This is a genomic window from Microbacterium phycohabitans (genome assembly GCF_032464935.1).
Taxonomy (GTDB): domain Bacteria; phylum Actinomycetota; class Actinomycetes; order Actinomycetales; family Microbacteriaceae; genus Microbacterium; species Microbacterium phycohabitans.
Genome location: NZ_JAWDIT010000005.1, coordinates 214078 through 235936 on the forward strand (window position 1 = coordinate 214078; position 21859 = coordinate 235936).

The following is a 21859-nucleotide window of genomic DNA, read 5'->3' on the forward strand; positions in this document are numbered from 1 at the left end:
TCCGACAGGCTCAGGGACCTTCGACGACGCAGCGACCACCCCGCGAACCCAGGTGGCTGAGCCCGTCGAAGCCACCGGTACCCACGCGATCCCCGGTCCTTCCGCGGGCGCGCAGCCAGCCGGCGATCGTGTCGTGGAAGCGCTCCGGCTCCTGGTTGGCCTCGTTGCAGTGACCGGTCGCGTCGAAGGCCACGAGCTCGGCATCCGGATGCCGTTCGACGAACGCCACCGATCCCGAGAAGGGCACGACGGGGTCGACGCGGCTGTGCACGATGAGCGTCGGCACCCCGGGCCCGGGCCGCGAATCCCCCACCCACGTCAGAGCTCGCGCGTCGACCGCCTCGACGAGGCCGAGGGCCCGCGCACCGAGGCGGCTGCCGAGCACGCGCATCGACGCCGCCGCGACCGTGCGCGGCAGGTGGGCGTTCGCCACGGCGTTGTCGACGACCCGCGGCCAGTCGAGCGCCGGGGCCACGAGGACCAGTCCCACGATCGCCTCGCGGTGCGCCGAGTGCTCGAGCGCGAGCATCGCGATCGTGCCGCCCATCGACCACGCCACCAACACGATCTCGCGGGCCCCGCGCGAGAGGGCGTAGGCGATCGCGTCGTCGACGTCGCGCCACTCGCGCGTGCCCAGCGTGGAGGGCAGGGCATCGGCGGGGGCGCACTCCTCGTCGCCGGCGTACGACACCACGAGCGCCATCCATCCGGCATCCACCGCCGCCGGCGCCGATCGCAGTGCTCCGTTGCGGCTGGACCGCAGCCCGTGCACGTGGATCGTCCAGCGCCCGTCGGCCGTGTCGGGCTCGCCGATCTCCCACGCCTCGGCGACCCCGCCGCGCCGCAGCGGCACGGAGACGTGCCGCGTGGGCCCGACGTCTTCGGGGAAGCCGATGCTCTGCGAGGTCCAGGTCGCCACGGCGGCGCCGTCGGCGAGTCCGTCCGGGCGCGACGCGAGCTCGCGCACGACCCGGTCCTTCTCGACTCGGAGCGGTTCGCCGGTCACCACGTGCCGACCGTCGTCGAGCCACAGGCCGTAGGTGCCCGGCTCGCGGCTCTCCAGCGTAGCGGGCACGGTGACCGTGTCGCCCGCGATGGTGACGGGGCCGTAGACCTTCGCCGCGCGCGGGGCGATGAGCCGACGGGCGACGTAGCCGGCGAGCGCGGTGTGGGCGAGGGCGACGGTGGCGACGACGACTCCGGCGCCGAGGGCGAGGGGGCGGATCATGGGCGGGCTCCCGTGGGTCGGCGGGTGAGGTGGGCGTCGATGTCGTCGAGGAGCGCGCGCTCCGGGGCGCTCAGCGGCGACGAGGTCGCGATGGCGTGATCCTCGACGGCCACGCGCAGCGCGTGCAGCCGCGTGTCGGTGGACGGCTCGTCGGTCAGTCCCGGCAGGCTCGCGACCCCGCGCCGCGCGGCGACGGCATCGAGGTCGTCGAGCAGCGCTTCGCCGCGACGACGGATGCGACCGGTCATGCGCGAGGCGCGGAAGATCCCGATGACGAAGGCGAGAACGCCGAGGTAGAAGAGCGGGTCGAAGAGGGCGCTGACCACCGGGACGGGAGCGAAGAACCGCGTCAGGGTGAGGTCGACGATCTCGCTCACGCAGCCGAGCACGATGCCGATGGCCCCGGCCCGGAAGAACCCCCGCACGCCCGGGAGCGAGACCCGGGCCGACACGCACAGCAGCACCCCGACGAGGGCGATGCCGGCCATGTGGACCACGCCGTACACCCAGGCCCCCGTCGAGGTGGTGACGGCGTCTTCGATGAAGCGGAACGACGTCGGTCCGCGCTCGGGCAGGGCGACGAAGAACACCACGGCGAACACCCCCGCCAGGATCGCCGGGAAGCGCCAGCGCAGCGTCAAGACACGCGCTGTCACGGGCGCGATCCCCGCCTGGATGCCGAGCCACAGCGCCACCATCGTGAGCACGCCCTGCACGAGTTTGAGCACGTTCGTGCCGCCGAGCAGACCGTCGAGCACGTCGAGGGGGATGACCGTGCCCTGCGTCAGCAGCGCGAGGGCGCCGACGAGACCCGCGAGCCACGCGATCCGCGCCCGCGGTTGCAGCCGGGCGGCACGGGCGCGCGCCACGACGAGCAGGAGCAGAGCGATGAGAGCCGCGTCGATGAGCAGAACGGTCACCACGACGACTCGGCCACCCGGGGGCTCGCGTACAGCAGACGGGCGATGCGGTGGGCGACGTGCTCGGCGACGAGTTCGGCCTCGAACTCGGGCGTCGTCAGCGTCGGGTTGTCGTGGGGCGCGACCGAGGAGCGTTCGCGCGCGCCGGGTTCGTGCAGGGGCCCGGTGCAGTGCGCGTCGTCGAGCAGATGGCCGAGCTCGTGCGAGGCGGCGAACTGGCTGTACAGCGTCGCGTCCGACGCGCGCACGTGGATGCTCGCCTCGCCCCGGTCGGCGAACAAGGTGAGGTAGCCGGTGAGCGTCCCCCATCCGCTCGTGTCGATCTCGCGGATGATCCGGAGACGGATGCCGACGGCGCGCTCGACCGCGCGCACCACGTCGTCGAACCCCATGTCCGCCGTCAGCTCCGCGCGCGCGATCGCGCGGTCGACCCGCGCCTGCACTCTCGCCAGCAGATCCGCCTCGGTCACCGCCCTCCCCCCGTCGCGGTCGCTCATGTCGCCGGCGGCCTGTTCCGCAGCGACTGGGCGATGGCGCGCAGGGCGTCGGGCGACATCTCGCCGAGGGCGCGGAACCGGATGCTGCTGGCCCCGGCCTCGCGCATCGCGTCGCGCAGGTCGAGCTCGGCATCCGTCCGGTCCGTCACCGCGGCGTCGGTGTAGTCGGTGAGGTACTCGGTGGGCACGTCGCCCCACTGGGTGATGAGACGCAGCACCTCCTCGTCGAGCACGACGCTGGTGGCACCGTCGGCGAGGAGCGTGCGAGCGCTGTCGGCGGCCGCCGGGTCGATGCCGTCGAGGTGCGCGAGCAGCTCGTCGGAGGTGGCCCCTCGAGCCAGGATGAGCCGTCGGACGCGGGATGCCAGGGGTGCGGCCGGAACGCGCATCTCGACCCGCGGCGCCGTCTCGGGGCTCGCGAGCTCCTCGGGCGAGACGCCGAGCGCACCCGCGAGGGCCTCCAGGTCGTTCGTGTTGTAAGGCAGCGAGAAGCCGGCGCGCGACTGGTAGTAGCTCTTCGTCATTCCGGCGCGGCTGAGCAGCTCGCCGACGGTGAGCCCCTTGGCCCTCCGCAGGCGATCCACGTTCGCCACCACTCGACGGGAGTACCGGGAGGGTGGTCCGACTGCGCCGCGACCCACCTTCCGATCGTAGACGACCCTCCGAATCACCCAAGGTCGTATTTACGACCACCCCCCGGGTGCTAATTACGGGACGCTGTGCTTTTATGGATCAGACCGCGCGCCGGGCGGACGTGGGGGAACCCCTGCGCGCGAGGGATCGGGAGAGGCTTCCCGATCCGCTCGGTGACGGGCGCGGCGCCATTGGGGGGCGCCGCGTCCGTTCACTCCTCCGGTGTGCGCGCCCTCAGGCGATGCGCCGCTCCCCCGGCCGGATCACCCGCCACCACCGGTACCCGTAGCCGTCGAGCGTCACGTCGAACCCGTCGCCGTCCAGCGGCCGGGCCCCGCCCGCATCGTCGAGCAGCTCGACGATGCTCCATCCCCCGGCATCCGCCCCCTCGACGCGCAGCCGGAACGTCCGCCCGTCGGGGGCGAAGTTGTGCGCCGCGACGAGCATGCCGAGCTCGCTCGACACCGAGTGGGCCAGCACGCACGCGTGCGGCTGATCCAGGATGCCGAGCTCCCCCCATCCGATCTCGGGCGAGGCCCGGTACTGGCGCACGAGGTTCTGCACGAACCGCAGCATCGAGTCAGGATCACGGCGCTGCTGCGCGACGTTCACGTGTTCGGGCGCGAAGCCGCCGGGGACGACGTCGGCGATGAGCTCGTCGGCGCCGGAGAAACCCGCGTCGGGAGCCCCGGTCCACTGCATGGGCGTGCGCACCGCGGATCGGCTGCCCTCGATGCTCGGGTTCTCCCCCATGCCGATCTCCTCGCCGTAGTACAGCACCGGCGCTCCCGGCAGCGAGAAGGTCAGGCTGTAGACCATGCGGATGCGGCGCGGGTCGCCGTCGAGCATCGCCGGCAGCCGGCGCGTGATTCCGCGTCCGTGGATGCGTTGCCCCTTCTCCGGGGCGAACGCGGCGAAGACCTCCTCGCGCTCCGTCTCCGAGAGCTGGTCGAGGGTCAGCTCGTCGTGGTTGCGCACGAAATTGCCCCACTGGTTGCCGCGGGCGATCTCGGGCCGCGACTCCAGCGCCTCCCGCAGCGGCGTGGCATCCTGACGGGCGAGGGCGAGGTAGAGCCGCTGGTTGGCGACGAAGTCGAACTGCATGGTCAGTTCGTCGCCGTCGGCGTCGCCGAAGAAACGCAGCTGCTCGTCGTAGGGGAGGTTGACCTCGCCGAGCATCATGGCGTGACCGCTGCGACGCGAGACGTAGCCCCGCAGCGCGCGGAGAAAGTCGTGCTCGGGCCCCGCATCGCCGTCGATGAGGTGGGGCACGGCATCCACACGGAATCCGTCGATACCGAGTTCCAGCCAGAAACCGATGACCTTGGCGATCTCCTCGCGCACCTCGGGGTGGTCGGTGGCGAGGTCGGGCTGATGACGGTAGAACGAGTGCTTGTAGTACTGCCCGGCCGTGTCGTCGAAGAACCACACGCCGTCCTCGACGTCGGGGAACATGCTCGCGGGGGCGTCGTCGGGCACCTCGTCGCTCCACTGGTAGAAGTGCCGGTAGCGGTTGTCGGGGCTCTGCCGCGCCTGCTGGAACCACGGATGCCGGTCGGAGGTGTGGTTGACGACGAGATCGACGATCACCCGCATGCCGCGGTCGTGGGCGGTGCGCAGCACCTCGACCATGTCGCCGAGCGAGCCGTAGCGCGGATCGACGCCGTAGTAATCCTCGATGTCGTAGCCGTTGTCGCGCTGCGGAGACGGGTAGAACGGCGCGAGCCACAGGCACGTCACGCCGAGCTCGGCGAGGTGGTCGAGGCGCTGCGCGAGGCCGCGCAGGTCGCCGACACCGTCGTCGTCGGCATCGAGGTAGGTCTTGACGTCGAGGTTGTAGAAGACGGCGGTCTTCCACCACAGATCACTGGTGTCGGTGAGCCTCACGACGTCACCTCCGTCCGATCGGCGGCGCGGCGTTCGGGGTGCGGGGAGGTCGTCATCGGAGCCCTCTTCTCGGGAGCGGTGGCGGTGGACCCTCTTCCTATCGCGCGCGCCCGGCGTCGGGCGAGCGCTTGCGCCGCTCTCCTCCCCGTGCTCGACCCGCGGTCAGAGCGCGCAGGACTCCCGCTCGACGAGCGAGACGTCGATCACCGTGACCTCGTCGAGGCCGAGGCCGGCGTCGGGCTGCAGGCGCGCGAACACGCGCTCGGCGGCGAGCGCACCGATGCGACGCGGATCCTGGTCGATCACCGTGACCGACGGGGTGAGCGTGTCGGCCATGGGGAAGTCGCCGAAGCCGACGAAGGGCAGCGGATCGCCGCGCAGCACGTGGGCGAGAGCCATCGACGACCGGGCGTTGGCGGAGAAGAGGGCCGTGGGCGGCTCGTCGAGGCTGCGGAGACGCTGGAGGGCGGACGCCGCCGAGGCACGGTCGGAGACCTGCGAGGCGACGAGTCGCTCGTCGACGTCGACGCCGGCGTCACGCAGGGCCCGTCGCCAGCCCTCGACGCGGTTGGTCTCGGTCGAGAGGTGCACCATGTCGCCCACGTAGGCGATGCGGCGGTGCCCGTGCGAGAGCAGGTGAGTGGTGGCCAGGTGCGCGCCGGCCTCGTCGTTCTCGGTGAACGTGTCGGTGAGCAGGTCGACCGGGGCGCGGTCGACGAACACGATCGGGGTGTGTCCGCGCCACCTCTCGAGCCACGAGTGATCGGTGCCGACGGGGGCGATCACCAGCCCCGTGAGCTGACGGCCGAGGAGCGACTCCAGGGCGGGCCGCTCGTCGTCGGGGTTCTCGCCCAGACTCGTGACGAGGGTCGACAGTCCGTGGCGGCGCGCGGTGTCCTCCACCGCGCGCGCGATCGCGGCGAAGAACGGGTCGACGACGTCGGGAACGGCGACCCCGATGACCGAGGCGCGTCCGGCGCGGAAGGTGGTCGCCAGGGCGTTGGGCACGTAGTTGAGCTCGCGCATGGCGGCCTCGACGAGGGCGCGGGTGTCGGGCAGCACGTGCGGGTCGTCGTTGAACACGCGCGACACGGTCTTCGTGCTCACCCCGGCCCGCAGGGCGACGTCGCGCATCGTGGTCACGAGGCACCTCCGGGGTGTGGGCGTGTGGGGGCTTCGACGTGCAACCCTATCCGCCGGGCCGAGCACTCGTTCCGCGCCGCGGCACGGCGGACGGATGCCGTGCCGTCGCCGGTCGCGCGCGCGGACATCGCGCGACCGGCGTCTCGGAGCGACCCGCCCGCCCGCCCGGCCCGGCGGCATCCGTCTCCCGCGTGCACCCGCGGCGAGCCGGCCCGAGGGGAGTCGGACACGACCGGATGACGGAGCCGCCGCCGGGCGGGCGGGGTCACCTCAGCGACCGTCGACGGCGTCGGCCAGCTCGCGCAGGCGAGGAAGCGCACGGCCCGAGAGCAGCTCCTCGCGGCGGTCGGCGTCGATCGAGAGGCTGTCCTTCCACAGCGACCGACCGGCCATGGCACCCGAGGCGCCGTTCGCGACGGCGGTGCGCACCTGCTCGATGAAGGTCTCGTGGTCGACGCCGGCCGAGAGCACGGCCCACGGCACGCCCTGCGCGGCCTCGGTCACGCGGGCGCTGGCCTCGGCCGATCCGGGGTACTGGAGCTTCAGGATCTTCGCACCGCAGGCCACCGCCAGGGCGGCCCCGTCCACGACGAGGTCGGCGAACTTCGCCCGGTACTCCTCGTCGCTCTCGTCCTCGAGCTGGTAGGTGAGCAGCTCGACGATGAGGAGCAGCCCCTCTTCGTCGCACGCCTTCACGAGGTCGCGGATCTCGTGCGCGACGCGGGAGTCGGCATCCTGCTTGTCGGGGCGGGTGTACCAGAGCATCTTGGCGACGTCCGCGCCCTGCTCGCGGATGGAGTGCGGCGTGGTCCCGGGAACGTAGCGCGTGTACTTGAGGCCGTCGACCGTCTCGGCGCCCGAGGCGTCGAGACCGACGACGAGGGCGGTGTCGCGCGCGAGCACGCCGTCGTCGACGATCTGTGGAAGCGCGACCTCGGGGTCGAGCAGGATCGCGGGGGCGTGGTTGGCGAGGTGGCGCACGAGGTCGGCCTTCACCTCGGCGAGCTCTTCGCGCGAGATCGCGTCGGAGCCGTTCGGGGCGTCCTTGATGGCGGCCTTCATGCCGTTGCGCTGGTCGGCGGCGACGATGAGCATATGGCCGTCGGGGGTGCTGATGGACTGGAGCGCGCGGCGCTCGAGCGTGGTGAGTGCGTTCATGATCTCTCTTCTCTGGGGTCATCGCGCAGGTGAGCGCGGAGGTCGGTGCGGGGTCGGGGTCAGGAGGGGACGGATGCCGTGACGAGGCGTCGCGCCCGGTCGGCGGCTCCCCACGCGACGTCCTGCTCGCGGGTGGACAGGGCGACGTTCGGGAGAACCTCGCAGCGGGCGCGGCGGACGGAGGCCATGCCCGCCCATCCCCCGGTGAGGGTCGCGTGGGTCGCCGGGGCCACCTCGCGGTCCATCGCGGCGATGAGCGCGGCGATCTCGTCGTTGCTGTGCCGCAGCACCGCGCCGAAGATCTCGGCCGGGCTCGCCTCGGCGTGCAGCGTCAGCCGGAGCACGCCGTCGTCGTTGCGGGCGCCGGTGACCTCGATCGCCCCGGGCGGCAGCTCCCCCTCGACGGGGAGCGTCATGACCGCGGCATCCAGCGCGTCGCGACCGGCGCGATCGCCGATACCGGCGGCGTGCAGCACCCGGCGCAGCAGCAGACCGGTCTTCACCCCGGCGACGAGCACGTGCTTGCCGGGGACGACATGGCGCACCTCGTTGATGAGCGCATCGGCGAGGCGCCGGCGTGCGGCGAAGCCGAGGGGCTCGTCGAGCACCCGCAGCAGCACCTCGGCCGTGCCGAGCGAGACGTGGTACCCGTCGGCATCCAGGGTGCCGTTGGCTTGAGCGGCGACGAGGTGGTCGTGCCCGGCGACCGTGAGCGCGGCTCCCGCGACGCGGGGCCCGAACGCGGTGGATGCCGTTCCCCAGGCCGTCCCTCCTCCTCGCAGCGGAGGGAGCAGGTCGACGGTGACGCCGAGGGCGTCGAGCATCGCGGGCCAGGCGGCGCCGGAGTCCTGATCGATGAGGCCGGTGCGCGAGGCGAGGGAGAGCTCGAGCGCCACGTCTCCGCCGAGGGCGGCGACGACGAACTCGGGCAGGTCGAGCCAGCGCAGCCCCGCGAGGTCGGTGCCCTGGTCGCGCAGCCACGCGAGCTTGGCGACGCTGACCTGCGCGCCGAGCGGCAGGCCGGTGCGCCCGGCGAACTCCTCGCGCACCTCGGCGGGGAAGGCGGCGATCTGCTCCCACCCCCGCGGGTCGAACCACGCGAAGCCGGGCGCTGCCGCCGCGCCGTCGGCATCGATCAGGATGCCGGTCTCACCCATGCCCGCCACCGCGAGCGACGTCAACGGAGCAGACGACACCGCCGCGAGCTCGGCGTCGACGAGGTCCATGAGCGTGCGCACGGCCGACAGCAGGTCGTCGGCGTCGATGTCGGTCGTGCCGCCGGCCCCGACGCGCCACGGGGTCGGTACCTGCGCCCCCGCGATCTCGGCGCCGGAGTCGTCGATGACCAGCATCTTGATGCCCGTGCTGCCGAGGTCGATCCCTCCGTGCAGTCGTGGCTCGGCGGCATCCATGTCACCGGTGTCTTGCATGAGCGGCCGTCCTCTCCGGAACCTCTTCGAGTCCCGGAATGACGAGCATGACACCGGTGACTTGCTACGTCTATGGTGGAGGTATGCCGTCGCCGTGTCAAATACCCGAACCGCTCGCCGTCGTCGTCGCCGGCCCCGCCGGCAGCGGCAAGAGCACGCTCGGACGCGCCCTCGCCGCCGAACTGCGGGCACCCCTGGTCGACCTCGACAGCGTGACCACGCCGCTGCTCGAAGCCCTCCCCGCCGATGCCCTCGGCGGGCACTGGCTCACCTCCCGGCACGCCGGCGTCATCCGCGCCGGTCGCTACGCCGCGCTGCGTGCGACGGCCGCCGACGCCCTCTCGACCGCGGGCCGCGTGGTCGTCGTGGCCCCCTTCACCGCCGAGCTCACCGGCGGCGACGACTGGCAGGCGCTGCGCGACGCGCTCTTCCCCACCGAACCGGTCGTCCTCCACGTCGACGGGGATCCGGAGATCCTGGCATCACGCCGCGTCGCGCGCGGCGCCGCCCGCGACGCGCACCGCGTGGACGTCCCTCCGGTCGCGCCCGCCGTGCCCGTGGTCGCCGTCGACGCCGAGCTCACGACCGCGCAGCAGCTCGCCCGCGCGCTGCCCGCCCTCGGCATCCGCCGCCCGCTCGACGCGGGAGCCGCGATCTTCGCGCGCGAATTCGACGCCGTGCTGTTCGACCTCGACGGCACCCTCGTCGACTCCACGGCATCCGTCGCCCGCTCCTGGCGGCGCTTCGCGGAGCACTTCGACGTCTCGATGGAGGCCCTGCACGCCAATCACGGCCAGCCCGCGCGCACGCTCGTGAGCCTGCTGCTGCCCCCCGACCGTCACGCCGAGGCGCTCGCCCACGTCACAGACCTCGAGGTGACGGATGCCGTGGGCCTCGCGCCCATCCGGGGCGCCGCCGCGTTCTTCGCCTCGGTGCCCGCAGACCGCCGCGCGATCGTGACGTCGGGCTCGGTGCCCATCGCCACGGCACGCTTGGCCGCGGCCGGCTACGACCAGCCCGACGTCTTCGTCACGGTCGACGACGTCGTCCACGGCAAGCCCGACCCCGAGCCGTTCCTCCTCGCCGCCACCCGACTGGGTGTCGACCCGTCGCACTGCCTCGTCGTCGAGGATGCCCCCGCCGGAATCGCTGCCGCCCGCGCGGCGGGGTGCGCCGTGATCGCCCTGACCGGAACCACGGCCGACGAGGAGCTGCACGCCGACCTGGTGGTGGACGGATTGGATGCCGTCGGCCTCGAGATCATGGCATCCGGTGCGCTGCGGCTGGTGCCGGCGGCGGACTGACGCTCGTCGCGGACGAATGACGAAAACCCGGACCTCGCGGGTCCGGGCCTTCGTCGCGCGGGGCCGGTGGCCGTCGAGCGAAAGGGATCTCAGCCGATCGGCGTCGGCATCCGGTCGACGTCGTAGCGAACGACGCTGGACTCCCCCGTGCTCTCATCGAGCAGCTCGACCTCCCAGCGGTCGCTGAACTGGTCGACGCCCGCGATCATCGGGATCGTGCCCGAGATGAGGGCTACGCCCTCCTGGCGCTCGCCCCGTTCGGCCAGCACCTCGAGCCAGTACTGCGGCGAGAGGAGCTCGCCGACCCGGCCGTCCTGGATCAGCGTGCGCTCGGCGCCCACCCACGCCCGCAGGCGCAGGTCGTCGGCCCGACCCGCAAGAGACGACAGACGCCAGGCGCGGCGGCCGAGCATGTCGGGGCCGGCGTTCTTGCTCCATGCGACCCCGTGCACCTCGAGGGCGCGGTCGGTGTGGTCGCAGGCGACGGTCAGAAGCACGTCGTCCTCGCCCGGGCCGACGATGACGATGCCCCACTCGGCTTCGCCGGAGGTGCGCTCGTGCTGCGCCTCGACCCGGTCGCTCTGCCGGGCCAGGTACGACGAAACCGGGTACAGCGAGGGGGTGGTGGTGGGTGCCGGCACTCCCAGCTCGGCCAGTTCGTCGATGTGGTGCTTCACGGCCGCCTGGTCGCGACCGGCGTAGCCGGCGTTGTACATGTGCGTCACCTCGACGGAGACGAGGGTGCCCTCGCCGATGATCTCGAATTCCAGAGCGGTCACGTCGCCTCTTCCCATTGTTACGACGCGGGAAAATTTCGCCGCATCGGTTGCGTATACGTTTTGTATACAGGAAGTATGAGGGAAACGAAAACGCGGCGACTCGCTTCGCCGCCACCAGATGGGACTCTCATGTCGAACGTTCGAAACGCTGTACCGGGCGGCCGGGAGCGCACGCGCTCGCTCGCCAAGGCGTACACCGCCAGCCTCACCGGCACGGCCCTGGAGTGGTACGACTTCGCCGTCTACTCCGCCGCCGCGGCCGTCGTGTTCCCGGCGCTGTTCTTCCCGGAGAGCGACCCGCTCACGGGCGCGTTGCTGGCGTTCTCCACCTATGCGGTGGGCTACCTCTCGCGCCCGGTCGGCGGCATCGTGTTCGGCCGTCTCGGCGACAAGATCGGTCGCAAGAAGGTGCTCGTCATCACCCTCCTCCTGGTGGGCATCGCGACCTTCCTCATCGGCGTCCTCCCCACCTACGGCGCCATCGGCCCGCTCGCGGCCGTGATCCTCGTGCTGCTGCGTTTCGCCCAGGGCGTCGGCGTCGGCGGCGAGTGGGGTGGCGCCGTCCTGCTTTCGAGCGAGTTCGGAACCCCGCGGCGCCGCGGCTTCTGGGCCTCCGCCGCACAGGTCGGCCCGCCCGCCGGAAACCTGCTGGCCAACGGTGTTCTCGCCGTCCTGACCCTCACCCTCTCCAACGAGCAGTTCCTCGCGTGGGGCTGGCGCGTCGCGTTCCTGCTGTCCGCCGTCCTCGTCGCCTTCGGCCTGTGGATCCGCCTCGCCCTGGAAGACACCCCGATCTTCCGCGCCATCGAGCAGTCCGGCGACCGGCCCGAGGCTCCCATCAAGGACGTGTTCCGCCTCGAGGGTCGCGGCCTTCTCGCGGCCATCCTGTGCCGCCTCGCCCCCGACATCCTCTACGCGATGTTCACCGTCTTCACCCTGACCTACGGGCTCACGCAGCTCGGCATGGAACGCTCGCAGGTGCTCACCGCCACCCTCATCGGCTCGGCCTTCCAGCTGGCGCTCATCCCCCTCGCGGGATGGATCAGCGACATGGTCAACCGCCGTCTGCTGTACGGGATCGCCGCCGTGGCCGCCGCGGGCTGGCCGTTCGTGTTCTTCCTCATGATCGGCGGCGGCTCGCAGCCGCTGTTCATCCTGGGCGTCGTCGTGGGTCTCGCCATCCACTCGTTCATGTACGGCCCGCAGGCCGCGTTCATCACCGAGCAGTTCAGCCCGCGCCTGCGCTACACGGGCTCGTCCCTGGCCTACACGATCGCCGGCGTGTTCGGCGGCGCTCTGGCTCCCGTGATCTTCACGGCACTGCTGAGCGCGACCGGCAGCTGGGTGGCTCCGGCGATCTACCTCGGCGTCGCCGCCGTGCTCACCATCGTCGGCCTGCTGCTGGGCCGCAACCCGCAGCACGCGGAAGACGAGGAGTACCTCGACGTGCTGACCGGAGCACGCGCCACGGCGTGAAGGCCGACGGCATCCCGTCCCCTCGGTCGGAGCGCTCCCCGCGCGCCGGCCGAGGGCCGTGCCTTACGCGCCGGTCAGGATCGTCCGCAGCGTGATGCTCAAGTGGTCGTCGATGGCCTTCTCGGCGGCCGCCTGATCTCCCACGCGAAGGGCCTCGACGATCGCGCCGTGCTCGTGCGTCACGGCGTTCCACCGAGACGGGCCGATGCGCAGCGCGGAGATCCCGACCCGCACCTGCTTCTCGCGCAGAGCCGCGTAGCTGCGCGAGATGAGCGAATTGCCGGCGGCGTCGACCAGGGTCTGGTGGAACTCCCGGTCGAGCTCGATGCACTCGCGGGCCTGCTCGAAGGTCAGGCGGTCCAGGCCCTCGGTCACCGCGTCCTGGCGCCTCATGACCTCGGCGAGCGCGTCGTGCGGCGACAACCGCTGGGCCAGGGCGCGCTGCACCGCGAACCGCTCGATCAGTCCGCGCATCTCCATCAGCTCGGCCGTCTCGCGGGGAGTGAGGGCCGCGACACGGGCTCCGCGGCGGGGTTCGAGGTCGACCAGCCCCTCGGACGCGAGGATCAGGAGCGCTTCGCGAACCGGGGTGCGCGAGACCCCCACGGCGTCGGCCACGTCCTGCTCGCTGATGAAGCCCCCCTCGACCTGCGGGTCGGTGAGCAGCGAGCGAAGGTGTCCGAGAGCACGGTCTCGGCCCGAGGGGGGCACAACAGAAGGCATACGACAGGTATACAACACGGGGTGACCCGTACGAAGGAGACTCACATGCGCATCGCCCTGGCTCAGGTCGTCGCCGGTTCCGACCCCCTCGAGAACCTCTCGATCATCGCCCGTGAGACCGCGCGCGCCGCCGCCGACGGCGCGACGCTCGTCGTCTTCCCCGAGGCGGTGATGTGCCGCTTCGCGGGTCCCGACCTCGCCGAAGTCGCCCAGCCGCTCGACGGCGCGTGGGCAGACGAGGTCCGCCGCATCGCCCGCGAGGCGGGCGTTACGGTCGTCGTCGGCATGTTCACCCCCGCCGCCACCCCCGGGCGCGTGCGCAACACGCTCCTCGTGGCCGGCGCGGCCGAGACCGCCTACGACAAGATCCACCTCTACGACGCGTTCGGATACCGCGAATCGGATGCCGTCGAGCCCGGCGCTCGACGGGTGGTGTTCGACCTGAACGGCGTGCGCATCGGCGTGGCCACGTGCTACGACGTCCGCTTCCCCGCACTCTTCCGCGCCCTGGCAGACGACGGAGCCCAGCTCGTGCTCGTGGCCGCGTCGTGGGGATCGGGCCCCGGCAAGCGCGAGCACTGGGAGCTGCTCACGCGCGCCCGCGCGCTCGACACCACGACCGTGGTGGTCGCGGTCGGACAGGCCGACCCCCGCACGACCGGACGCGACGACGGAGTCGGCGCTCCCACCGGCATCGGGTACAGCGCAGTGGTCGCCGCCGACGGGGCCGATCTCCTGCGCCTCGGCGACGCGCCGGAGACCCGGGTCGTCGACGTGTCCGTGGCCCTGGCCGCGGTCGCCGACGTGCGTGCGAAGATCCCGGTCCTGGCCAACGCACGGCGCTTCTGACGCGGGCGCGACCCCGCGTCGCGTCGCCTCGCTCTTCGCCGTTCCTGTCGACGCGGCCCCTCAGCCGAGGGGTCGCGTCGCCTTCTCCAACAGCTCCAGCACGTGCACGTACGACTCCCCCGTCGCCTTCGTCATCCCGAGCTCGCACGTGCGGTTGCACGACGCGAAGGCATCGGCGCCGAGCCCGGCGACCTCGGCCGCCTCGGGCGCGGTCGCGGCCTCGGTCAGCTCGGGGTGCAGCATCCCGCGGTCACCCGCGTAGGCGCAGCAGCCCCACGCGTCGGGCACCCGCACCTCGGTCGCAACGGCCTCCCCCACCGCGCGAAGCGCCGGGTCGATCCCCAGCTGCTTCGACGAACAGGTCGGGTGAAGGGCCAGCAGCTCCGCCACCGGCGTCGGGCTCAGTGCCGGAAGCAGGGTGGATGCCGCGAAGGCCACGGCATCCAGAACCTCCACGCCCTCCTCCCGCAGCGTCGCCGCGAACCCCTCGGTGCAGCTCGACGCGTCGCAGACGACCGGCAACGCACCCTCGCGCGAGGCCGAGCGCACGGCCGCGCGCACGCGGGCGGTCATCGTGGCGTGGCCCTTCGCGTACCCCTTCGACGACCAGGGGGTTCCGCAGCACAGCGCGTCGATGCCGTCGGGCACCACCGCCGCCACCCCGGCGCGCTCGAGCAGTCTCACGAACGCCGCGGTCGCGCCGATTCCGTCGGCGGGCCCGAACATGCTGCCCACGCACGCGGGCAGGAACACCGCCACCGGCTCGACGCCCGGCGCGCCGACCCGCGAGCCGAGCGAGCGACGAGACGCCCCACCCGACGGCAGCTCCGCCGAGTACTGCGGCACGGTGTCGGTGCCGAGCACCGCGCGGGCGGCATCCGTCACCGTCCGCACGACGGGCATCGGAACCGCCGCCGCCACGGAGAGCGCGGCCGACCCCGCCCGCGTCACCGCACCCCACCCGGTCGCCGCGGCCGACCATCCCGCGGCCAGCACCGGGTGGGCATCCTCCCGACGGAAGCGCTTCATCAGCGTCCCGGTGTTGATGAGCACGGGGCACGCCGTCTGGCACATGCCATCGACGGCGCAGGTCTGCACGCCGTCGTAGTCGTAGTCCTTCTCCAGCTCGGCGACGAGGGCTCCGTCGCCGCGCTCGCGCGCCGCCGTCGACGCCCGGCGCACGACGATGCGCTGCCGCGGGGTGAGGGTGAGCGACCTGCTCGGGCACACCGGCTCGCAGTATCCGCACTCCACGCACCGGTCGGCCTCGGGCTCGATCGACACGGGCGCCTTCAGGTGGCGCATGTGCGCCCCGGGGTCGTCGTCGATGATCACCCCGGGATTCAGGATGCCGCTCGGGTCGAGCAGACGCTTGAGCCGCACCATCACGTCGTACAGCTCGTCGCCGTACTGCCGTCGCACGTAGGGAGCCATCGCGCGTCCGGTGCCGTGCTCGGCCTTGAGGTTGCCGCCCGCGTCGAGCACGAGGTCGACCATCGCGTCGGTGAAGCCCTCGAAGCGGCCCAGGGCCCTCGCCCCCTCGAACCGGTCGGTGAGCATGAAGTGGATGTTGCCGTCCTTGGCGTGACCGAAGATCACGCTGTCGGCGTAGCCGAACCGTGCGAACAGCTCCTGCAACCCCTCGCACGTGTCGGCGAGGCGCTCCACCGGAACGACGACGTCTTCGAGCAGCGCCGTCGTGCCGCTCGGCCGGGCACCGGCGACCGAGGCGTAGAGGCCCTTGCGGAAGGTCCACGCGGCGGCGCGCTGGGCGGGGTCGCTCGAGAACGCGGCGGTCTCCCGGAAGTTCTGTTCCGCGAGCACCCGCGCGCCCGCCGCGGCGAGCTCGCGTAGCGCCGGAGCGTCGTCCGCGTGATACTCCACGAGCAGCGCCGCCTGCGTCGTGGCCTCGAAGCCGTGGATGGCGGCGGGAGTGCCGGCCAGTCGCTGGCCGACGCGCAAGGACGTGGCATCCATCAACTCCAGCGTCGCGGCGCCCGTGGACACCAGAGCCGGCAGGGAGCGCGTCGCTGCGTCGAGCGTCGGGAACACCGCGAGCGTCGTCGCGATCGCGGGGCGGATGGGCACCGTGCGGAACGTCGCCTCGGCGACGAAGGCGAGCGTCCCCTCCGATCCCACGACGAGGTGGGCGAGCAGGGCTGCGGGGGTGTCGAAGTCGAGGAACGCGTTGAGGGCGTACCCCATCGTGTTCTTCATCGCGAACTGCCGCTCGATGAGCGCGACGCTCGCGGGATCGCCGACAACGCGGGAGCGCAGGCGCATCAAATCGTCGACGAGCGCGGGCTCGCGCTGGGCGAGCAGCCGATCGGCGTCGGGGTCCGCGGTGTCGACGACGGTCCCGGATGCCAGCACCAGCACGAGCGACTCGAGCGTGCGGTACGAGTTCTCCGCCGTGCCGCACGCCATGCCGCTGGAGTTGTTCGCGACGACCCCGCCGATCGTGCACGCGGCCTCGCTCGCGGGATCGGGGCCGAGGCGGTGGCCGTGCCGGGCGAGTCGCGCGTTGACCTGCCGCACGGTCGCCCCCGGCTGCGAACGCACGCGCCGGCCGCCGTCGAGCACGTCGATGCGTCCGAAGCCCTGGCGCACATCGACGAGCAGCCCCGCCCCCGACGACTGCCCCGACAGGCTCGTCCCGCCCGAGCGGAAGGTGACGGGGGTTCCGGATGCCGTGGCCCCCCGCAAGACGCGGGCGACCTCGACGGCGTCGGCGGCGATCACCACGGCCTCCGGAGTGAGGAGGTAGTGCGAGGCGTCGTTGGCGTAGGCGACGCGGTCGATCGCGCGCGTGCGGATGCGCGAGACGTCGGAGACCGCGGCGGCGATCTCGGGAGCGATCTCGGTCGCGGTGAGGGTCATGTGTCGTCCTTCGATCGAGGCGGGCGAGGGGTCACGCCTCGCCCTCCGGCGTGAGAACCCGCGTCAGGTCGGGCTCGGCGTCCACCAGCGCCCGGATGCCGTGCGGCCGCCCCGAGACGAGGGTCGAGGCGTGCGCGACCGCGTGCGCTCCCCACTCGGCGGCCGATGCCGCGGCGGCGGCGAGCGGGGCGGCGCTCGCGGCGGAATCGCGCGTGAAGCCGAGGAGGAACCCCGCGAGGGCGGCATCCCCGGCCCCGGCGGTGTTGGCCACGACGGGGGCGTCGGCGCGGGCGAAGACCGCTCGGTCGGCCGTCACCGCGACGAGGCCGTCGGCGCCGAGGCTCGCGACGACCGTGCCGACCCCGCGTGCGATGACCTCTCGCGCGGCGGCGACGACGTCACCCAGGCTGCCGAGGGGGCGTCCCACCGCCGCCGACAGCTCCTCCGCGTTGGGGGTGAGCAGGTCGACGCCGGCCGGGTCGGCGAGCACCGCGTCGAGGGCCGCTCCGCTGGTGTCGACCGCGACACGCGCGCCGCTTTCCCGCGCCACCGCGCGCACCGCGTCGAGGCCGACGAGCCTGCCCGTGCCGGCGAGTTCCGGAAGGCTGCCCGAGATGACCAGCCAGGGCGCGGTGCGGGAGGCGAGTTCCGCGCGCAGCGCCGCGATCGTGGCATCCCACGCCTCCGCCGACAGGGGCGGAGTGGGGGCGTTGACCTTGGTGGTGGCGCCGTCGGCGTCGATGATCGAGGTGTTCACGCGCGTCGCGCCGGGCACCTCGACGATGCGCAGCAGGGGGGCGGTGAGTCCGCACCGCGCGAAGCGCACGTCATCGGCACCGAGCACGACGACCGCGGCGGTGTCGGCCCCGCCCGCGGAGAGGGCGGCCGAGACGTTCACCCCCTTGCCGCTCACCTCGCGCGTGTAGCTGTCGGCGCGGGTGAAGGTGCCGCGACGCAGGGCACCAACTCGGTAGGTGGCGTCGATCGCGCCGGCCGCGGTGAGGGTGACGAAGCCCGTCATGCGTGGGTCCCGATCCCGGCGGCGCTGCGCCCCGAGATGACGTCGAGCAAGCGGCGCACCTCGTCGGCGACCGCGGCGCGGCCGGGAGTGAGCCAGCGGCGGGGGTCGATGGCATCCGGGTCCCGGTCGAGCTCGGTGCGCACGGCCGTCGTCAGCACGGTGTTCAGATGCGTGCCGATGTTGATCTTGCGCATCCCGGCGCGCACGGCGCCGTCGATCCCGGCGTCGGCGACCCCGCTCGACCCGTGCAGCACGAGCGGCACGGGGACGGCGGCGGCGAGCTCCGCGATGAGGCGATCGTCGAGCCTCGCGCTGCGCTCCCGCATGGCGTGCTCGCTGCCGACCGCCACGGCCAGGGCGTCGACGCCCGTCTCGCGCACGAAGTGCACGGCCTCGGCGACGTCGGTGCGCACGCCCGGGGCGTGGGCGCCCTTGCCGCCGATCTCGCCGAGCTCGGCCTCGATCCAGGCTCCGGCGGCGTGCACGCGGGTGGCGACGGCGGCGGTGCGCTCGAGGTTCTCGGCATCCGTCAGGTGAGCGGCGTCGAACATCACCGAGCGGATGCCGACGGCGAGCGCCTCGTCGACGAGCGGCTCGTCGGTCGCGTGGTCGAGGTGCACCGCGACGTCGACGCGGGCTCCCTCGGCGAGCCGGAGGGCGGCGGAGGCCGCGGGCGCGAGACCGCCGTGGAAGGCGATGGCGTTCTGCGACAGCTGAAGGATCACGCCCGTCTCGGCGGCCTCGGCCCCGGCGACGATGGCCTCGGCGACCTCGAGGGTGATGAAGTTGAAGGCCCCGACCGCGCGATGCGCGGCGAGGAGCGTGGGCATGTCGGCCAGCGGCACGGTGGTGTCTTTCTCTGTGTCGGGGTGGGGTGCGCGAGTCGGGTGGCTGAGCGTTGCGCGGGTCCCGGTCCCTTCGACAGGCTCAGGGACCTGCGGTCGCGCGAGCCCGGTGGCTGAGCCTGTCGAAGCCTCCGGGCGGGGGTGGATGCCGGGACCCTGGCGTGAGCGCGAGGGTCCCGGCATCCGGGGTGCATCAGCAGCTGGACTTGTAGACCGCGTCCTTCCCGTCGCCGTCGATGTTGTCCTTGGTGAGGATGGTGAAGCCGGTCTGGATCTTCTCCTCCGTCGCCTCACCCTTCAGCGCCGCGATGGCCTGCTTCACGCCGTCGGAGCCGATGGTGGCGGGCTCCTGCGCGACGAGCGCCTGCACCGTGCCGGCCTCGAGGGCCTTCACCTGGGCGGGGCCGGCGTCGAAGCCGACGATGGTCACCTGGCCCTGCTTGCCGGCCTGCTGCACGCCGGTGGCCGAGCCTTCGGCGGCGAACAGGTTGGCGGCGAAGATGCCCACGATGTCGGGGTCCTTCTGCAAGGCGGCCGTGACGATCTCGGCGGCGGTGGAGGGCTCGTTGTGCGAGTACTGCACGCCCACCGACTCGAACTTGCTGTCCTTCGCAACGGCGTCCTCGAAGCCCTGGGCGCGCGCGTCCGTGGTCGAGATACCGGGGTCGACCGAGACGACGAGCACCTTGCCGCCGTCGGGGTTGGCCTTCTGAATGGCCTCGAACGCGGCCGCTCCGCCGCCTTCGTTGTCGGAGGAGATCTGCGACACCGCGCCGGAGGGGTCTTCGAGGGTGGTGTCGACGAGCACGACCTTGATACCCGCGGCTTCGGCGGCCGCGATCGGCGCCTGCATGGCCGAGACGTCGGTCGGGGCGATCAGCAGCGCGTCGGGCTGGGAGGCGACGACGGCATCGACGATCGGCTTCTGCAACGTCGGGTCGAACTTCTCCGGGCCCTGGGTCGTGACCGTCGCGCCCTCCTTCGCGGCTTCGTCCTGGATGCCGCACTGCATGGAGATGTAGAACTCATCTCCGGCGACGCCCTGCACGAACGCGATCTTGTAGCCGCCGTCGGCGCCGCCCGAGGCGGATCCCGACGACGAGCCGCCGGAGCACCCGGCGAGGACGAGGGTGGCTGCGGCGCCGAGGGTGGCGAACGCGAGAACCTTCTTGTTCCACTGCATTGTGATGACCGTTCTCTCTTGGGGGTTATGGACGCTGCGGGCTCACCCGCGACGGCCACCTCTGACGAAGGTGCGCCAGAGGCTCTGGGTGTTGCCGCGGGTCGCGGCGGTGCGGCGCACCTGGTCGACGTAGACGGCGGTGATGAGGACCGCGCCGACGGCGACCTGCTGCCAGAAGGGCTGCACGCCGGTGATGACGAAGCCGTTCTGCAGCACCGCGGGGATGAAGAGGCCGACCACCGTGCCGAAGATCGTTCCCACGCCGCCGAACAGCGACGTTCCGCCGATCACCACGGCCGCGATGACGTTCAGGTTCGTCTGCGACTGCCCCGCGATCGCCGTGGTCGAGAACTGCGACAGGGCCAGGATGCCGGCGAGCCCCGCGAGCGCTCCCGACAGCGTGTACACGGCGATGAGGTGGCGGTCGACCTTGACGCCCACGCGACGGGCGGCGAGCTCGCTCGATCCCACCGCGTAGGTGTACAGCCCGAAGCGGGTGAAGTGCAGCACCACCGCGCCGATCACGACGACGACCAGCGCGATGACACTGATGATGGGCAGCGACCCGAAGACGTTGCCGTAGCCGATCGAGACGGTCAGCACGGTGGGCACGTCGCGGATGTCGACGCCGCCGGTCAGGATCTGCGCGAGGCCCAGTGCCATGCCGAGCGAGCCGAGCGTGACGATGAGCGGCGGGATCTTCGCCTTGGCGATGAGGAAGCCGTTGAGAAGGCCCCAGCAGACGCCGCTCAGGATCGAGACGAGGATGCCGATGGTCGCCACGCCCCAGCCCTCCCCGCCGAGCGCGCGCATCGTCATGGCGGCCACGACGCCCGAGAACACCAGGACCGACCCGATCGAGAGGTCGATGCCCGAGGTGATGATGATGTAGGTCATCCCCACACCGAGGACGGCGAGGATCGACGCGTTCTGGATGATGAGGCGGAAGTTCGACCACTGGGCGAACGACTCCGGCGCCAGAGCGCTGAAGATCAGCACGATGACGATGAGGATGATGAGGATCTGGAAGGCCTGCGCCTTGAGCAGCCCGACGAGGAAGTTCGGCTTGTTCTCCTCGAGAGTGCCGATCGCGACGGTCTCGGTGGGAGGGGTCTTGAGGCTCACTTCTGGTCGTCCTTCGTGACGGCGCCGGTCATGAGCCCGACGAGTTCTTCCATGGAGGTGTCCTTCGCGGGGACGTTGGCGACGCGCGTGCCCAGACGCAGCACCTGGACGCGGTCGCAGACCTCCATCACGTGCGGCATGGAGTGCGAGATCAGCACGACCGCGATGCCCTTGTCGCGCACGCGACGGATGGTCTCGAGCACGTTCTTCGTCTGGCGCACGCCGAGCGCCGCGGTCGGTTCGTCGAGGAACACCAGGCGCCCGGCCCAGTGCACCGCGCGGGCGATGGCGATGGCCTGGCGCTGACCGCCCGACATCTCCCCCACCGGTGAGGTGAGCGAGCGGACGGTCGCGCCGAGCTCGTCGAACGCGGCTCGGGAGGCGACGGCCATCTCCTTGGTCTTCATGAACCCGAGCGCCCCCGCCAGTCCCGGGCGGCGTATCTCGCGACCGAGGTACATGTTCTGCACGGGATCGAGGTGCGGTGCCAGCGCGAGGTCCTGGTAGACCGTCTCGATGCCGAGCGATGACGCGACCTGCGGGTTCGACATGTCGATCGGCTTGCCGTCGAAGAGGATCTCGCCCTCATCGACCGCGAGATTGCCCGAGAGGGCCTTCACGAGGGTCGACTTCCCGGCGCCGTTGTCGCCGATGAGAGCCGTGACCTCTCCGGGATAGACCTCGAAATCGACGTTGCTGAGGGCGCGGACATGACCGAACTGACGCGACAGGCCGCGTGCTTGGAGCACCGGGACCGCCGTGGTGACTGACGACATCG

General features: G+C 72.1%; 19 protein-coding genes. 3 read left to right on the top strand and 16 right to left on the bottom strand.

Annotated elements, in window-relative coordinates; genetic code table 11:
* Positions 1-10: 10 nt before the first annotated feature.
* The 8 genes from RWH44_RS14540 to RWH44_RS14575 all read right to left on the bottom strand — a co-directional run bounded on the left by RWH44_RS14540 (position 11) and on the right by RWH44_RS14575 (position 8896).
* Positions 11-1228, bottom strand: a complete 1218-nt coding sequence (locus tag RWH44_RS14540; RefSeq protein ID WP_316005127.1) for an alpha/beta hydrolase — start codon at positions 1226-1228, stop codon at positions 11-13.
* Positions 1225-2148: a hypothetical protein gene (locus RWH44_RS14545; RefSeq protein WP_316005128.1), complete on the bottom strand. Its 924-nt coding sequence runs from the start codon at positions 2146-2148 to the stop codon at positions 1225-1227. The genes RWH44_RS14540 and RWH44_RS14545 overlap by 4 nt, the downstream gene beginning before the upstream one ends.
* A complete protein-coding gene (locus RWH44_RS14550) occupies positions 2145-2618 on the bottom strand; it encodes a hypothetical protein (protein WP_316005129.1) in 474 nt (157 codons plus the stop codon). Before RWH44_RS14550 ends, RWH44_RS14545 begins: the two co-directional genes overlap by 4 nt.
* Positions 2619-2641: 23 nt before the next feature.
* Positions 2642-3238, bottom strand: a complete 597-nt coding sequence (locus tag RWH44_RS14555; protein WP_316005130.1) for a helix-turn-helix domain-containing protein — start codon at positions 3236-3238, stop codon at positions 2642-2644.
* 274 nt (positions 3239-3512) lie between these two features.
* The gene (locus tag RWH44_RS14560; protein ID WP_316005131.1) at positions 3513-5165 is read right to left on the bottom strand and encodes an alpha-amylase family protein; all 1653 of its coding nucleotides are present in this window, start codon (positions 5163-5165) and stop codon (positions 3513-3515) included.
* A gap of 162 nt (positions 5166-5327) precedes the next feature.
* Positions 5328-6299: a LacI family DNA-binding transcriptional regulator gene (locus RWH44_RS14565; protein WP_298874260.1), complete on the bottom strand. Its 972-nt coding sequence runs from the start codon at positions 6297-6299 to the stop codon at positions 5328-5330.
* A 279-nt stretch (positions 6300-6578) separates the two neighbouring features.
* The gene (locus RWH44_RS14570) at positions 6579-7466 is read right to left on the bottom strand and encodes a hypothetical protein (RefSeq protein WP_316005132.1); all 888 of its coding nucleotides are present in this window, start codon (positions 7464-7466) and stop codon (positions 6579-6581) included.
* 59 nt (positions 7467-7525) lie between these two features.
* Entirely contained in the window at positions 7526-8896 is a 1371-nt protein-coding gene (locus RWH44_RS14575; RefSeq protein ID WP_316005133.1) for an FGGY family carbohydrate kinase, read from the bottom strand.
* Between the two features lie 38 nt (positions 8897-8934).
* On the opposite strand from RWH44_RS14575, the gene RWH44_RS14580 reads away from it, so the two are divergent.
* The gene (locus RWH44_RS14580; RefSeq protein ID WP_316005134.1) at positions 8935-10200 is read left to right on the top strand and encodes an HAD-IA family hydrolase; all 1266 of its coding nucleotides are present in this window, start codon (positions 8935-8937) and stop codon (positions 10198-10200) included.
* A gap of 89 nt (positions 10201-10289) precedes the next feature.
* Here the strand turns inward: RWH44_RS14580 and RWH44_RS14585 are convergent, their stop codons facing one another.
* Entirely contained in the window at positions 10290-10979 is a 690-nt protein-coding gene (locus RWH44_RS14585) for a DUF2848 domain-containing protein (RefSeq protein WP_316005135.1), read from the bottom strand.
* Between the two features lie 129 nt (positions 10980-11108).
* Here RWH44_RS14585 and RWH44_RS14590 point away from each other — a divergent pair, with 129 nt between their 5' ends.
* Positions 11109-12455, top strand: a complete 1347-nt coding sequence (locus RWH44_RS14590) for an MFS transporter (protein WP_316005136.1) — start codon at positions 11109-11111, stop codon at positions 12453-12455.
* A 63-nt stretch (positions 12456-12518) separates the two neighbouring features.
* Here the strand turns inward: RWH44_RS14590 and RWH44_RS14595 are convergent, their stop codons facing one another.
* Complete coding sequence (locus tag RWH44_RS14595) at positions 12519-13178, bottom strand: GntR family transcriptional regulator (RefSeq protein ID WP_316005137.1); 660 nt, start codon at positions 13176-13178, stop codon at positions 12519-12521.
* Between the two features lie 45 nt (positions 13179-13223).
* On the opposite strand from RWH44_RS14595, the gene RWH44_RS14600 reads away from it, so the two are divergent.
* The gene (locus RWH44_RS14600; RefSeq protein ID WP_316005138.1) at positions 13224-14027 is read left to right on the top strand and encodes a carbon-nitrogen hydrolase family protein; all 804 of its coding nucleotides are present in this window, start codon (positions 13224-13226) and stop codon (positions 14025-14027) included.
* Between the two features lie 60 nt (positions 14028-14087).
* On the opposite strand, the gene RWH44_RS14605 is transcribed toward RWH44_RS14600, so the two are convergent.
* From RWH44_RS14605 to RWH44_RS14630, 6 genes are all read right to left on the bottom strand, one after another.
* Entirely contained in the window at positions 14088-16907 is a 2820-nt protein-coding gene (locus RWH44_RS14605) for an FAD-binding and (Fe-S)-binding domain-containing protein (RefSeq protein ID WP_316005139.1), read from the bottom strand.
* 31 nt (positions 16908-16938) lie between these two features.
* Entirely contained in the window at positions 16939-17928 is a 990-nt protein-coding gene (locus RWH44_RS14610; RefSeq protein WP_316005140.1) for a 1-phosphofructokinase family hexose kinase, read from the bottom strand.
* Positions 17925-18773 carry a class II fructose-bisphosphate aldolase gene (locus RWH44_RS14615; protein WP_316005141.1) on the bottom strand — a complete coding sequence of 283 codons (849 nt, stop codon included), beginning with the start codon at positions 18771-18773 and terminating at the stop codon, positions 17925-17927. The genes RWH44_RS14610 and RWH44_RS14615 overlap by 4 nt, the downstream gene beginning before the upstream one ends.
* A gap of 193 nt (positions 18774-18966) precedes the next feature.
* Complete coding sequence (locus RWH44_RS14620; RefSeq protein ID WP_316005142.1) at positions 18967-19956, bottom strand: ABC transporter substrate-binding protein; 990 nt, start codon at positions 19954-19956, stop codon at positions 18967-18969.
* Positions 19957-19998: 42 nt separating this feature from the next.
* Positions 19999-21081 carry an ABC transporter permease gene (locus RWH44_RS14625; RefSeq protein ID WP_316005143.1) on the bottom strand — a complete coding sequence of 361 codons (1083 nt, stop codon included), beginning with the start codon at positions 21079-21081 and terminating at the stop codon, positions 19999-20001.
* Positions 21078-21857, bottom strand: coding sequence for an ATP-binding cassette domain-containing protein (locus tag RWH44_RS14630; RefSeq protein ID WP_316005144.1), 780 nt, complete (start codon positions 21855-21857; stop codon positions 21078-21080). Before RWH44_RS14630 ends, RWH44_RS14625 begins: the two co-directional genes overlap by 4 nt.
* Between the last annotated feature and the right edge of the window lie 2 nt (positions 21858-21859).

Excerpts from the sequence above, each read along its gene's own strand:
- RWH44_RS14575 (WP_316005133.1), bottom strand. The coding sequence starts at position 8,896 with ATGCAAGACACCGGTGACATGGATGCCGCCGAGCCACGACTGCACGGA.
- RWH44_RS14630 (WP_316005144.1), bottom strand. The coding sequence starts at position 21,857 with ATGTCGTCAGTCACCACGGCGGTCCCGGTGCTCCAAGCACGCGGCCTG.
- RWH44_RS14605 (WP_316005139.1), bottom strand. The coding sequence starts at position 16,907 with ATGACCCTCACCGCGACCGAGATCGCTCCCGAGATCGCCGCCGCGGTC.
- RWH44_RS14540 (WP_316005127.1), bottom strand. The coding sequence starts at position 1,228 with ATGATCCGCCCCCTCGCCCTCGGCGCCGGAGTCGTCGTCGCCACCGTC.
- RWH44_RS14590 (WP_316005136.1), top strand. The coding sequence starts at position 11,109 with ATGTCGAACGTTCGAAACGCTGTACCGGGCGGCCGGGAGCGCACGCGC.
- RWH44_RS14580 (WP_316005134.1), top strand. The coding sequence starts at position 8,935 with ATGACGAGCATGACACCGGTGACTTGCTACGTCTATGGTGGAGGTATG.
- RWH44_RS14610 (WP_316005140.1), bottom strand. The coding sequence starts at position 17,928 with ATGACGGGCTTCGTCACCCTCACCGCGGCCGGCGCGATCGACGCCACC.
- RWH44_RS14600 (WP_316005138.1), top strand. The coding sequence starts at position 13,224 with ATGCGCATCGCCCTGGCTCAGGTCGTCGCCGGTTCCGACCCCCTCGAG.
- RWH44_RS14565 (WP_298874260.1), bottom strand. The coding sequence starts at position 6,299 with ATGCGCGACGTCGCCCTGCGGGCCGGGGTGAGCACGAAGACCGTGTCG.
- RWH44_RS14620 (WP_316005142.1), bottom strand. The coding sequence starts at position 19,956 with ATGCAGTGGAACAAGAAGGTTCTCGCGTTCGCCACCCTCGGCGCCGCA.
- RWH44_RS14595 (WP_316005137.1), bottom strand. The coding sequence starts at position 13,178 with ATGCCTTCTGTTGTGCCCCCCTCGGGCCGAGACCGTGCTCTCGGACAC.
- RWH44_RS14570 (WP_316005132.1), bottom strand. The coding sequence starts at position 7,466 with ATGAACGCACTCACCACGCTCGAGCGCCGCGCGCTCCAGTCCATCAGC.